The organism is Hoeflea marina (assembly GCF_003182275.1).
In the GTDB taxonomy this organism is placed as follows: domain Bacteria; phylum Pseudomonadota; class Alphaproteobacteria; order Rhizobiales; family Rhizobiaceae; genus Hoeflea; species Hoeflea marina.
In genome coordinates, this window is the sequence record NZ_QGTR01000001.1 from 768903 (window position 1) to 782144 (window position 13242).

10 protein-coding genes are annotated in these 13242 nt (G+C 61.7%); 1 reads left to right on the forward strand and 9 read right to left on the reverse strand.

What is annotated here, in order from left to right; genetic code table 11:
* Positions 1-30: 30 nt before the first annotated feature.
* Entirely contained in the window at positions 31-930 is a 900-nt protein-coding gene (locus tag DFR52_RS03530) for a LysR family transcriptional regulator (protein ID WP_110030508.1), read from the forward strand.
* A 36-nt stretch (positions 931-966) separates the two neighbouring features.
* On the opposite strand, the gene DFR52_RS03535 is transcribed toward DFR52_RS03530, so the two are convergent.
* The 9 genes from DFR52_RS03535 to DFR52_RS03575 form a co-directional block, all read right to left on the reverse strand.
* Positions 967-2445: an aldehyde dehydrogenase gene (locus DFR52_RS03535; RefSeq protein WP_110031109.1), complete on the reverse strand. Its 1479-nt coding sequence runs from the start codon at positions 2443-2445 to the stop codon at positions 967-969.
* Positions 2446-2538: 93 nt separating this feature from the next.
* The gene (locus DFR52_RS03540; protein WP_110030509.1) at positions 2539-3666 is read right to left on the reverse strand and encodes a zinc-dependent alcohol dehydrogenase family protein; all 1128 of its coding nucleotides are present in this window, start codon (positions 3664-3666) and stop codon (positions 2539-2541) included.
* 37 nt (positions 3667-3703) lie between these two features.
* A complete protein-coding gene (locus DFR52_RS03545; protein ID WP_110030510.1) occupies positions 3704-5200 on the reverse strand; it encodes a sugar ABC transporter ATP-binding protein in 1497 nt (498 codons plus the stop codon).
* Positions 5197-6282 (reverse strand): SMP-30/gluconolactonase/LRE family protein, encoded by a 1086-nt coding sequence (locus tag DFR52_RS03550; RefSeq protein WP_110030511.1) that lies wholly within the window; start codon positions 6280-6282, stop codon positions 5197-5199. Before DFR52_RS03550 ends, DFR52_RS03545 begins: the two co-directional genes overlap by 4 nt.
* Positions 6279-8402 (reverse strand): ABC transporter permease, encoded by a 2124-nt coding sequence (locus DFR52_RS03555; RefSeq protein WP_110030512.1) that lies wholly within the window; start codon positions 8400-8402, stop codon positions 6279-6281. Before DFR52_RS03555 ends, DFR52_RS03550 begins: the two co-directional genes overlap by 4 nt.
* 98 nt (positions 8403-8500) lie before the next feature.
* The gene (locus DFR52_RS03560) at positions 8501-9529 is read right to left on the reverse strand and encodes a sugar ABC transporter substrate-binding protein (RefSeq protein ID WP_110030513.1); all 1029 of its coding nucleotides are present in this window, start codon (positions 9527-9529) and stop codon (positions 8501-8503) included.
* Between the two features lie 46 nt (positions 9530-9575).
* Positions 9576-10562 carry an ABC transporter permease gene (locus DFR52_RS03565; RefSeq protein WP_110030514.1) on the reverse strand — a complete coding sequence of 329 codons (987 nt, stop codon included), beginning with the start codon at positions 10560-10562 and terminating at the stop codon, positions 9576-9578.
* 360 nt (positions 10563-10922) lie between these two features.
* The gene (locus DFR52_RS03570; protein WP_245415176.1) at positions 10923-11909 is read right to left on the reverse strand and encodes a LysR substrate-binding domain-containing protein; all 987 of its coding nucleotides are present in this window, start codon (positions 11907-11909) and stop codon (positions 10923-10925) included.
* A gap of 99 nt (positions 11910-12008) precedes the next feature.
* Entirely contained in the window at positions 12009-13148 is a 1140-nt protein-coding gene (locus tag DFR52_RS03575; protein ID WP_110030515.1) for a CaiB/BaiF CoA transferase family protein, read from the reverse strand.
* Between the last annotated feature and the right edge of the window lie 94 nt (positions 13149-13242).

Genomic DNA, 13242 nt, shown 5'->3' on the forward strand with positions numbered 1-13242 from the left:
ATATTGTTGCAATAAGCGCAATAATCGCCAATGAGCGATCTCAACGACATTCGCGTCTTTCTGGCCGTGGCCGAGCAGCGCAGCTTCGTCGCCGCCGCGCGCCAGCTGTCGATGACCGCGCCGACGGTCACCCGCGCGGTCGGCGCGCTGGAGGCGGAACTCGGCGTGCAATTGTTGTTGCGCACCACACGGCAGGTGTCGCTGACCTCGGCAGGCGCGGTCTATGCGGCGCGCATCGGACCGCTCCTGAAGCAGTTCGATGAGGCCAGCGAAGAGGTGCGCGAGCAACAGGGCGATGCCGCCGGCCTGATCCGCATCAATGCGCCGCTGTCACTCGGCCAGCGCATCCTGCCCGATATCGCGTCCGGCTTTCGTGTCGAGTATCCCAACACAGCGGTGTCGATATCGCTGACCGACCGGTTCATCGACATCGTCGCCGACAGTTTCGATCTGGCCATCCGCATCTCCGAGCAGCCGAAGGACAAATCCACCATCTGGCGCAAGATCTGCCCGGTGCGGCGGATTCTGGTGGCCTCGCCTGGCTATCTCGCGGCTTTCGGAACGCCGAAATCCGCCGACGATCTCGATCCGGAGCGCTGCCTTGCCTATGACGAGGATTCGGTCGGCGAGACCTGGGAGCTTAGCAACGGCTCAAGCACCCGCAAGATCAGGGCCGGCCACCGCATGGCAGGCAACAACGGCGACCTCATCGCACGCCTTGCCGAAAACGGGGAAGGCATCGCGCTGCTGCCGCATTTCATCGTCGATGCCAGCCTCTCCGACGGCAAGCTCCAGCAGATCCTCCCGGACTGGAAACCGCCGCAGCTCTGGCTGACGCTCTATTATCCGCCCTATGACAAATTGCCGATCCGGGTTGCCAAGTTCTCCGACTTCTTCGAATCCTATGTCACCGAAGTCCAGCCGTTGTAAGCTGCGTCCCCGGCGCTCTGGCCATACAAGGCCAGTTCAGCGCATGACGAACGGATTGGGCACATCCTTGTTGAAGGCCATCCAGACGCTCTTGGTCTCCATATAGTCGTAGATCGCGTCCTGGCCGCTCTCCCTGCCCTGACCCGAATTCTTGAAACCGCCAAACGGCATCATGTAGCTCACAGCGCGATAGGTGTTGGTCCATATGGTGCCCGCGCGCAGCCGTCGGGCAGCGGTGAAGGCGCGTGCCATGTCGGAGGTCCATACGCCCGCGGCAAGCCCGTAAGGCGTGTCGTTGGCGATTGAATAGGCCTCGTCATCATCCGAGAAGCGGATCACCGACAAGACCGGGCCGAACACCTCCTGCTGGGCGATCTGCATGTCGTTGCGGACGCCGGCAAACACCGTCGGCTCGATGAACCAGCCGTCGCCGCATTCGGGCCTGTCCGCGGGCTTGCCGCCCATCATGCAGGAGGCGCCCTCGCCCTTGGCCATCTCGATCATCGACAGGATGCGGTTGTACTGCGGCTGCGTGGTCACGGGCCCGACCTGGGTCGAGAGGTCCATCGGGTCGCCCATCCGCGCGGTGGCGGCAAGGGCGAGGAACTTCTCCAGAAACTCGTCATGGATGCTGTCATGCACCAGCAGCCGCGAGCCGGCGATGCAGGTCTGGCCGGTCGCGGCGAAGATGCCAGACACGACGCCCTTGACCGCGTTGTCGAGATCCGCATCGGCAAAGACCAGTTGTGCGGACTTGCCGCCCAGTTCCAGCGTCAGCCGCTTGAAGTTTCCGGCCGACTTTTCCATGATCTTGCGGCCGGAGAATTCGCCGCCGGTAAACGCAATCTTGTCGATGCCGGGATGGGTGGACAGCGCTTCGCCGACATCCTGGCCGAAGCCGGTGACGACATTGACCACGCCTTTGGGGAATCCGGCCTCCTCGATCAGCCGCATCAGTTCCAGCGTCGAAGCCGAGGTGAATTCCGACGGCTTGACGACCATGGTGCAACCGGCTGCCAGCGCCGGCGCCATCTTCCAGGCAAGCAGCAGCAGCGGCGAATTCCATGGCGTGATCGCCGCGACCACGCCGATCGGCTCATGCCGCGTGTAGGTGAACATGTCGGGCTTGTCGATCGGCATCACCGCGCCCTCGACCTTGTCGGCCATACCGCCGAAATAATAGAACCACTGCGGGATGTAGCCGACCTGACCGCGCATCTCGGCATAGAGCTTGCCGTTGTCCTGCACTTCGACGGAGGCGAGATGATCGGCGTCACGCGCGATCAGGTCTCCCAACCGCCGCAGCAGGTGTCCGCGCTGGGTCGCATTGATTTTCGACCATTCGCCGGTGTCGAACGCCGCACGCGCCGCAGCCACCGCCTTGTCGACGTCACGGGCATCGCATCTGGGCATGTTGGCCCAGTGTTTGGCGGTGAAGGGATCGGTTGTTTCAAACACGTCGCCGGATTCCGCGGCGACCCAGTTGCCATCGATAAAGCAGCGGTAATCCTTGATGCCTTCAATTCTGCCCATGGCCATTCCCCTTGAAATTGACAGCGTGAAGCGCCGGCGCCTGGCGACCGTTCCTGCATTCGACGTCCGTCCAGACTAGATGAAGTCGATAATCTGGCGGATCGCCTCGCCGCTCGCCAGCCTGTCGAACCCCTCGTTGATGTCGTCGAGCACGATGCGGTGGGTGAGCAGCTTGTCGACCGGCAGCTTGCCGCGCTTGTAGAGCCCGAGGAAGCGCGGGATGTCGCGCGAGGGCACGCCTGAGCCGAGATAGCTGCCTTTCAGCGTCCGCTCTTCGGCGACCAGCGAGACCGCCGGAATCGACAACATTGCCTTGGGATTGGGCAGGCCTGCGGTCACCGTGGTTCCGCCCCGCCGGGTGATCGCATAGCTGAATTCCAGCGCCTTGACCGAACCGGCGAATTCGAGCGCTGTCTCAACCCCGCCATTGGTCGCTTCCCGCACCTTGGCGACGACATCGGGGTCGTCGGCCCGGAAGATGTGGGTGGCGCCGAGTTCAAGCGCAAGCTCGAGCTTCTGCTGGAACATATCAACGGCGACCACGGTCTCGGCGCCTGCGGCAACCGCGCCAAGCACTGCCGCCAGGCCGACGCCGCCAAGGCCGATTACCGCGGTGGTCCCGCCGGGTTTGACGTCGCCGCCATTGAAGACGGCGCCGGCACCTGTAAGCACGGCACAACCCATCAGAGCTGCAATGTGCAGCGGCACATCTGGGTCGATCTTGATCAGCGAATTGCGCGACACGGTGGCATATTCGGCAAACGATGAGACGCCGCAGTGATGGTGCACCGGTTCCCCATGACGCCGCAGTCGGAAGGCTCCGCTCATCAGGTCGCCCGCGCCGTTGTGCTGGGCTCCGGGCTCGCAAAGCGCGGGCCGACCCTGGGCGCAGGGTGCGCAATGGCCGCAACTGGGGACGAACACGCAGACCACGTGATCGCCGGGCACGAGATCATGCACATGGGCGCCGACCTCCTCGACGATGCCCGATGCTTCGTGGCCGAGCGCCATCGGCACCGGCCTGGGGCGGTCGCCGTTGATGACCGACAGATCCGAGTGGCAAAGACCGGCGGCCACCATCTTGATCAGCACTTCGCCGGGCCCCGGGCCTTCGAGATCGATTTCCTGCACCCGCAATGGAAGCGAGACCGCATAGGGTCCTTCGCGTCCGATTTCCTCAAGTACTGCCGCCCTGATCTTCATGCTGGTTCCTGCCTGTAATTGTCTGCCCTCGGTCGCATCAATGCACCGCGGCGTACATGATCTTTTCTTCCGTCGCCTCGTCCACCGAGAATTCCTCGACGATCCGGCCCTGACGCGAAACCAGGATGCGGTCGGCCAGATTCAGGATTTCCGGAAGATAGGACGAGATCACCACCACCGCCAAGCCGGCATCGGCGAGCTCGTTGATAACGCGATGCAACTCTGCAATGGCGCCGACATCGACGCCGCGGGTGGGTTCGTCGAAGATGATCAACTTCGGCAATTGGACCAGCGACCGGGCGATGACCACCTTCTGCTGGTTGCCTCCCGACAGTTCAATGACCCGCGCATTGGCGTCGATGGCCTTGACGTTGAGCTTGGCTGTCCATTCATCGGCAAGCTGCATCATCTCGGAATGGCTGATCACGGAGCGCTTGTTCAGGTCTGCCGAAAGCAGGTTCATGTAGATGTTCTCGGCGATCGACTTGGTCTCGAAGAAGCCCTCGATCTTGCGGTCCTCGGTGACATAGACCACCCCGTCCTTGACCGCCGGACGCGGCACCCGGTAGCGCACAGACCTGCCTTCGAGCCGCACCTCGCCACCATGGAAGAAGTCGCGCTTGATGACGCCCGAGATGATCTTCGCCGTTTCCGTCCGGCCCGAGCCGATCAGCCCGAAAATGCCGGTGATCTGTCCGCCATAGACCGAGAACGAGGTGTTGCGCACCATCTTGCCCATCGACAGGTTCTGCACCGACAGCACCTTGCGGCCATAGGGACGTACCGTCCGCTTCCTGTCGCGACTGTAGAGCTCTTCCGACAGCGTGCGGCCAACCATGGCGGAAATGATCGTGTCGCGATCGAAATTGGAGGCCTCGTCGGTGACGACATGTTGCCCGTCGCGCAGGATGGTGATCCGGTCGGATATCTCCAGTGCTTCCTCCAGCGCGTGACTGATGAAGATAATTGATACCCCGTCCCTCTTCAGCCGCTTGATAAGCGAAAAGAAATGGTGCTTTTCCTCCGGCGTCAATGTCGCCGTCGGCTCGTCAAATATGATGACCCGGGCCTTGTGGTGAACGGCGCGGGCGATCTCCACCATCTGCTTCTGGGCTGCACCCAGCTGAGAGACATACATGGTCGGATCAACGCCGAAATTCAGCGACTGCAGAAACTGCTGGGCGGCGATGTAGATGCCGCGCAGCCGGTTGAGAAACTTCTCGTTGCCGAGATAGATGTTCTGCGCCACCGTGAGCGACGGGATCAGGCTAGTCTCTTGAAAGACCATGGCAATGCCGTTGTGCAGCGCTTCGGCCGGACTGCCGAAGACGCGCGGCTTGCCGTCGAACAGCACTTCGCCGGAGCTCGCCTCATAGACGCCGGCCATGATCTTGGTCAGGGTCGACTTGCCGGCGCCGTTTTCGCCGAGCAGCGAATGCACCTCGCCCGGCATCAGCGTGAAATCGACGCCGCGGATGGCTGCAACGCCATGAAATTCCTTGAAGACAGTCTTGAGTTCGAGCACAGGCGTCATCTCAAGCCCCCCGGATGCGTGAGTTCGATGGCGACGACTTCGTTTCCGCCCTTGCTTGCCAGCCAGAGATGATTGCCGTTCTCGACGGCGGCCATGATGCCGTGACGCCGGCCGCCGGCTCGGCTGTGAAAGCTGCGGACCGGTTCGAAATCAGGAGTGAGTTCGACGACAAGACCGTAGGAGCGCGTCGGTGCCCAGGGCTTGAGGATCCCCATCTGCTTGAGCGCTCCGCCCTGCATCGGCTCGTTGAAGGATGCGCCACTGCGCAATGCCGGCGCGATCCAGAATTCCGGCGCGACCTCCGCCATCATCGCCTTGCGGTATCCCGGCTCGCGCAGCACGAATTCGATCAACTGGCTGCGCGGCGCAAACAGCGAAAGCCAGTAGCCGCCACGGGAATTGCGCGAGATGCGCGCCGGATATCCCGGAAGATCCTCCATGACCTGACCGACCCGTTTGCCCGCGGGAGACAGCCTCATCAGATGCTTGCGCCAGCTCTCGCTGATGACGATGTTGCCGTCCGCCTCGACGACAATGCCGTTGGGAAAGGCGAGATCACGGGCAAGCCGCTCGGCGGCGCCGGTGGAAATATCGAGCGTCCAGATCTCGCCCGATTTGCCGGCATTTAGAAGGTCGCGCTGCCAATCGCCAATCGTGTTCCTGGTCGATCCGATGCAGACCAGCAGCGTCCTGTCGTTGGCAAATGCCATCGCCGTAACGCAGGTCCAGGCCTGCTGGCCAACCGTTGCGACACCGCCGTCCACAAAGCTGATGCCGCCGGGCTCGCTGGCAATGGCGATCAATCCCGCCGGTGACACTGCGAGCGCGGTAATTGTGCCCGTAGCTTCGAATGCCACAACACCGATGCCATTCTCATCGACCTGGAACAGCCGGCTCGCTGCCGAGTAGAAAATTGTTCCATTGGCGACGATGATATCGTCAGGCTGATCAGCTTGAATGCCTCGGGGAGCCTCATCGAGCCTGTTGTTGGGCTTGAGCGCGCCGTCAAGCGGCGGCACGGTGACGGCGGCTGTGCCACGGCCGACGAAGCGGTCGGCCCAGTCTCGCAATGCGCCGATCATGAGCTCTGCCCCCAATAGTTCCTGTAGCCGCTCCAGCTCGTATCCCTGCCGGGAAGGCGGATCCGGCCGATGCGGTTGTTGGTGATGCCGCCGAGATAGAGATAGCCCTTGTGCTCTCGCATCGAGGTGATCATCGGGTGGTTTGCCGAATGCTGGTCCCACAGCGATTCAAGCACCTCGCCCTTGTCGTTGAAGCGGATGACGCAACCGACATTGAGGTTGGGGTAGAGCCACTGGTCCGGCGCAATGCGGCGCGCCATCCGCTTGCGGAAGGCCGGCATCCGGAGCGCCACGTCGAGCGCGGGCGAGCGCATGCCCATGATGGCGGCCCAGTAGGTACCGTCGGAAGCGCGGTTGATGTTGTCGGGATAGCCCGGCAAACGGTCTAGAACCGGTTCGACCCGGCCTGCCTTCGGGCCGTCGAAATAGTAGCGGCTGATGCGGCAGGCCCAGCTTTCGGCAAACAGGATCGACTGACCGTCCTGGGATGTGCAGATGCCATTGGGGAAGATCAGGTTGCGTACTGCAGTATGGGTCTTGCCGGTCTTCGGGTCGTAGCAGATGATACGGCCATTGCCGCGGCTTTCGAGCGCATCCACCGGCCAGTCGTGCATCTCGTAGCGCACGGTGGCTTCGGAAAAGAACACCCGGCCATCGGGCGCGATGTCGAGATCGTCGGCGAGCCTCAGCCGGGAATCATCAACCACAGAGAAGGTCGACCGGTTGGTTTCATCCGTCACCTTGGTGACTGTGCGGTCGGGAGCAATCTTGTAGAGCCCCATGCCACCGACGCAGACCAGCAGGTTGCGCTCCCGGTCCCATGACATGCCCAGCGGCGAGCCGCCGATATGGGCAAAGACCTCGGACTGCTGGTAGTCCGGCGCCAGGAAGCGGACGATGTCGCCGTGGCGCGTGCCGCAATAGAGATGGTCGTCTTCATCAAGGATCACGTCCTCGGGCGACTCCACTTCGCCAAGCCCGATGATCTCGACATCGTTGAGCCGGTCGTTGATGGCAAAGGCTGTGTTGTCCCTCGGATCGGTCGAAACCGGCTTCGGCAACTCTATGATGGTCGGCGAGACGTAGACCTTGGACAGGAGCTTGTCGCGGTTCTTGAGCCATTTGACGTCAACGAAGACGGCGAAAATCAGGGTCAGGCCAAGGACCATGGGGCCGGAGCCGCTGTTGAGGCCGAGGCGCAGGACGCCGTTGGTCAAGAGCAGAACGATGAGCGCGCCGATCAGTGCCTTGACGATCGAGCCGCGCCCGCCGCCGAGGCTGTTGCCGCCGAGCACGGCGGCCGTCAGTGCCGCAATTTCCAGACCCATTCCTGTGTCGGTGCCGGCGCCCGACAGGCGCGCTGCGTAAAGCACCCCCGAAAGACCGCACAGCATGCCGGAGATCGTGTAGGCGGCGCAGACGGTGCGGCGAACCGGCAGGCCGATATTGTGGGCTGAGCGGCGCGAGCCGCCGATGGCCATCAGCCGCCAACCTGGGCGCGAGCGCGTCAACAGGATATGGCCGATCACGGCAACGATGACTAGCATGACAAAGGAAAACGGGATGCCGAAGAAGCCGCCGAGCCCCATCAGGTCCCAGGCAGGCGATTCATAGAAGCTGACCGACATTGCCTGCGCATATTGCAGCAGCAGCATGTCGACCACCGCGCGGACGATGATCAGCGTCACAAGCGTGGTCAGGAATGCCCGTAGCCGCATGTAGCCGATGAGAAATCCGTTCAGAAGGCCGACGCTGCCGCATATCAGCACCACCACGGGTGCCGCCAATTCCACCGGCCAGCCGCCCAGATTGAGCAGAGCCAGCATCATGAAATTGCCAAGCGCAAAGTTGGAGCCGACCGACAGATCGATGCCGCCAACGACGATCACCACCATCATGGCGATGCCGACCAGTCCGAATTCGCCGAACTGGCGCGCGGTGATCGACAGGTTGGAGCTCGAGTAGAAATTGGGTATCAGCGACCCGAAGACCAGCACCACGCAGACCAGCACCAGGAAGGGAATTGCATTGTCGATCCACTTCTTGGAGAGGATCTCGCCGATCACATGGTCGGGAATGAAGCGGTATCTGAGCTTGGTTAGGTTACTCGCCGACGCCAAAACACGTCCCCTTATTCGATAATTTCAACGCAAGACCTGCGGCAGCGGAATGGGAGACTGTGGCCGGAGATGATCCGGCCACAGACAGTCAGAGGAAATCAGCGAAGGATCTTCGCGTATTGTTCGGGATCCCAGCAGGTGCCGGCCTGAACGTCGTCCTTGGTCATCACCCGTGTCGGCGAATAGATCTGGGTCTTGATGGCTCCCGCGCCCTGCCCGTTCTGCAGCGCCATCATGATCGCCGTCCAGGCATCACGGCCCATGCCGGGGGCGTTGTAGTTGATGGCCGCCGAATAGGTGCCGTCTTCAAGGCCGTTGCACATGCTCTGTGCGCCGCCACCCGAGGTGATGAAGTACACCTGGCCCTGCTTGCCGGCCTGCTTGATTGCCGCGCCGGTTCCGATTCCCTGGCCATCCCAGACGTCGATGATGCCGCACATGTCGGGGTTCTGCTGCAGCGCGGTCTCGGTGATCGCACGCGCCTTGGATGCATCCCAGTCGGCAGCCTGGCTGGAAACGATCTGGATTTCCGGATGCTCGTTGAACACCTTCATCATCCCTTGCACCTGATAGTAGCTGACGCCGCCGGTAAGCACGCCCTGCACGATTGCCACCTTGTGGGACGTGTCGGTCCCGGAGCCGCATTTCTCCAGCATCATGTTCGCCGCCTGCTCGCCCATGGCAATGAAGTCGGGGCCGACAAATGCATCGGTCTGGACCGCACCCTGCATGTTGAGCTGGACCACCACGATGCCGGCAGCAGTCGCCTGCTTCATCAGGCGGGCGAGCGACTGCATGTCCGGGTTCTGGGTGACGATGACGTCGGGATGTTCGGCGATCAGCGCAGTCATGCCCTGCGCCATGGCATCGGTGTTCCAGTTCGGATCCTGCGAGGTGAACTTCATTCCGTAGCGTTCGGACTCGGTCTTGACGACGCCGCCCCAGGCCTGCGCCAGGTCAAAGCCGATTGAGATTGGCAGATAGGCAATCGTCTTGCCTTTCAGCGATTCCAGAGCCGGACCGCGATAGGGATCGTTGAGATCGTCGGCGGCATGGACCGCCGTTGCGCCGATGGCGAGAGCGGCAAGCGCCGCAGCCGTCAATTTCATGAAACCAGTCTTACCCATTTGTTCACTCCTCCTTGTCCAGATGTGTAGAGATTCAGATGCGAATTCAGATGTCCCCCTGCTGGCCGGTCTGTTCATCGCGGGGGTTGACGATACTGTCGACGACGATCGCAAGCAGCAGGATGAGGCTCTTGATGACGTTCTGAATTGTGTACTGGACGTCCATGATGGTCATGCCGTTCATCAGCACGCCGATCAGCAATGTCCCGACGATCACGTTGCGCACATTGCCGCGGCCGCCGGACAGGCCTACGCCGCCCAGGACGACCACCAGGATGACGTCGTAGATCATGTTGGAATTGACCACGCGGGTGTTCATCGCTTCGACCGAAGTGGCGGTAATGATGCCCGCGACAAAGGCGATGCCGCCTGAAATGACATATTGCAGCGCCAGCATCGGGCGTACCGAAATGCCGCCGATGCGCGAGGCCGGAAGATTATCGCCGATGGCATAGATGAAGGCGCCGAGCTTGGTGTATTTCAGGAACAGGAACACCACCAGCGCCATGGCTGCCGCCACCACGATCGGCATCGGCAGGCCGAGGAAATGCCCCTGCCCCAGCTCGACGATCCAGCCCATATCCTTGGGCATGTAGACCACATCGGTACCGGTGATCATGTGGGCACGGCCGAAGCCATAGATGAAGGTGGCCATGGCCAGAGTGGCAAACAGCGGCGGAATCTCCGCATAGGCGACGAGGATGCCGGTGATAAGTGCGATGCCGAGGGCGAACAGCAGTCCGGAGGTCATCGCGGCGTAGACCGGCATGCCCTGCGAGACCAGTTGCATGGCCCAGGCGACCGAGATGGCCATGGTTGCCACCAGCGACAGGTCAATGCCGCGGCCGAGCACGACGATGAGCATGCCAAGCCCCAGAATGCCGAGCACGGCGACGCTGCGAACCAGGGACAGAAGGTTGCCGGCAGCCAGAAAATTGTTGAGGGTGAGCGAGAACACCACAAACAGCAGCACCGTCAAGAGAAAGACGATTCTCTCCTGGTTGAGCAAGCGAAACGCCTTGCCGATATCCATGCAGCTGTCCTCCCCCACTTCATCCGCCAACCGCTCTGCCCCTAACGGAACAGCAATGTCAGCGGATCGCTGTTCCCAAAATCGGAGGGCGACACCGATCCGGTGCAACTCCCCGATTTCCCTCCCAAATGGTTCAAAACATTGGAAACCCGACCGGATTGAAGGAAACCATATCAGCCCGGCACATAATTCAAACTATCGAATTGCGTTAAGCACCATATGGGATTGTTATGGCGCCAATTGTCATCGCCATGGCTCGTCGGTGGGCGTGTGACCGTTCGATCGGAAACGCCGTCGATGAAGCGGGCGCGATCTGGCCAGCGCGGCTTCAACGCTTGCGAGAAGGATACCGGGTCGGGTTTAAGCCTGGTGCCCGAATGTATCGGGCAAGCTCTCCGGCAAGGCCCGTGCGCCACGCCAGCGGCCGGTCTCGACGAGACCGAGAAGCGTTTCCCGGCACAGTGCTTCGATCACCGCCACGGCGTTCGGCATCGGCCGGTCGGAAGCGTGCACCAGATAGACGTCGCGCTGCAGCTCCGGCTTGCGGATAGGCCAGTGCTTGAGCCGTCCGTCCTGCACTTCGCGGGCGATCGCGTTGAAAGGCAGGATCGAATAACCCATCCCCTCCTCCACCAATTCCTTGATGTTGCCGTAGGAGTCGACGTCGATGATGGTGTTGAGCGGCAGGCTGCTTGCGCCGGCCACACCCTCAAGCAGTTCCCGCAGTCCGTGGTTCTCGCTGGGCAGGATCAACGGCAATTGCGATACCTGCCGGTAGGTGATGGGACCGTCCGACGGCTGCTTGATGTCCTGCATCGCAGAGACAGGGCCGAGCAGGCACAGCTCTTCCGTCAGCACCGAGTGCGACGCCAGACTGCGGTCCTGGACCGGGATGTAAAGGACTGCCAGATCGATCTTGTTCTCGCGGATCCATTCGGTGATGAATCCGCTCATGGCCTCGGCAATCCTCAGCTTGATGCGCGGATAGCGCTTCTTGGCGGCGATGATCAGCGGCACCGAGAGGATTTGGCTTATGGTTCCCGGCAGGCCCAGCCGCACTTCGCCACTGGGTTCGACCTCGTGGCCGCGGATTTCCTCCGCGGCGAATGCGAACTGATCAATGATGACACGGGCATTGCGCAGCAGGATTTCACCTGCCTCGGTGGGCAGGACGCCATTCGGACTGCGGAAAAGCAGCTGCGTGCCAAGATCGGCCTCCATGTTGCGGACATGCAGGCTCAATGCCGGCTGGGCTACGTTCAGCGTCAGCGCCGCTTTCGAAAACGAGCCCTGTTCGACGATCGCCACGAAATAGCGAAGCTGGCGGAGATCCAAAGGCGCACCCATGATTTTTATATGGCTCGCCGGATTGGCAACCATTTTTATTATACCGGGGTCAGAACTCGATTTGTCAAGCCGGGCAGATTTGCTCGCGCTGCGACCGGATCATTCGGCTACAGGACCACGCTGAAACTCGGCGCGCAGCCGATCGGTGTCCTCGCCGAGCCCGGGGACCTTGCCGAGCGCCGGCTGATGTCCATTAACGAGGACGCCCGGCGCCAGGATCCTGACCGGACCGGATGGTGTATCGATGGTCGAATAGCGGTTCTGGGGGTGTGAGGCGACGTCTTCGAGCGTGCTGATCCGGCCATAGGCAATGCGGGCACCCTCAAGACGGTTTGCCATTTCATCGCGCGACAAGGCTGCCACGATCGGGGCCATTTCCGCATCGAGTGCCGCCCGATTGGCGACCCGCCGGCTGTTGCTCTTGAACCTGTCGTCGGTGGCAAGATCCGGGCGTCCGAGTGCTTCCTTGCACAGCACTTGCCACTCGCGCTCGTTCTGGATCGAGAACAGGATCGACTTGCCGTCGCCGCATGCATAGGCGCCATAGGGCGCGATCGTCGGATGATTGAGGCCGCTGCGTTCGGGCACCTTGCCACCATAGACATATTGCAGATAGGGCACGTTCATCCAGTCCGAAAGCGCATGGTAGAGCGAGACGGCGATGTGACGGCCCTCGCCGGTGACCGAGCGGGCATAGAGCGCCTGCATCACCGATTGCGTCGCCGTCATGCCGGCGGCGATATCGCAGACCGAGACCCCCACCCTCGCCGATCCATGTTCGTTGCCGGTGATGGCCGATAGACCGCTTTCGGCCTGCACCAGGAGGTCATACGCCTTGAGATCGCGAAACGGACCCTCGTCGCCATAGCCGGAAATGGAGCAGGTGATCAGCCGCGGATAGCGCTTTCTCAGCTCTTCTGTTCCAAATCCCAGCCGGTCGATGACGCCCGGCGCCAGATTCTGGATGAATATGTCGGCCTCGGCGATGATGGCCGAAAGCACTTGCTTGTCCGCGTCCAGCTTCAGATCAAGGCAGAGCGATTCCTTGCCGCGGTTGAGCCAGACGAAGTAAGCGCTTTCGCCATGCACGAGATGATCATATTCCCGGGCGAAATCACCTTCCGGCCGTTCCACCTTGATGACGCGGGCACCGGCATCGGCAAGCTTGCTGGAAAGGTAGGGCGCGGCCACTGCCTGTTCGACTGAAACGACCAGCAAGCCGTCGAGATCCTTGTTCATCGCCAATGCCCATGCTTGTGATATGTGCGTCCAGCCCCCTCCGCGACGGCTGTCTCCCGGGCGGATCATTGCCCATTATTGCTATCACCACAAA

Bases quoted from the DNA above. Each gene is read 5' to 3' on its own strand.
- DFR52_RS03530 (WP_110030508.1), top strand. From the start codon at position 31: ATGAGCGATCTCAACGACATTCGCGTCTTTCTGGCCGTGGCCGAGCAG.
- DFR52_RS03540 (WP_110030509.1), bottom strand. From the start codon at position 3,666: ATGAAGATCAGGGCGGCAGTACTTGAGGAAATCGGACGCGAAGGACCC.
- DFR52_RS03545 (WP_110030510.1), bottom strand. From the start codon at position 5,200: ATGACGCCTGTGCTCGAACTCAAGACTGTCTTCAAGGAATTTCATGGC.
- DFR52_RS03550 (WP_110030511.1), bottom strand. From the start codon at position 6,282: ATGATCGGCGCATTGCGAGACTGGGCCGACCGCTTCGTCGGCCGTGGC.
- DFR52_RS03560 (WP_110030513.1), bottom strand. From the start codon at position 9,529: ATGGGTAAGACTGGTTTCATGAAATTGACGGCTGCGGCGCTTGCCGCT.
- DFR52_RS03565 (WP_110030514.1), bottom strand. From the start codon at position 10,562: ATGGATATCGGCAAGGCGTTTCGCTTGCTCAACCAGGAGAGAATCGTC.
- DFR52_RS03570 (WP_245415176.1), bottom strand. From the start codon at position 11,909: ATGGGTGCGCCTTTGGATCTCCGCCAGCTTCGCTATTTCGTGGCGATC.
- DFR52_RS03575 (WP_110030515.1), bottom strand. From the start codon at position 13,148: ATGAACAAGGATCTCGACGGCTTGCTGGTCGTTTCAGTCGAACAGGCA.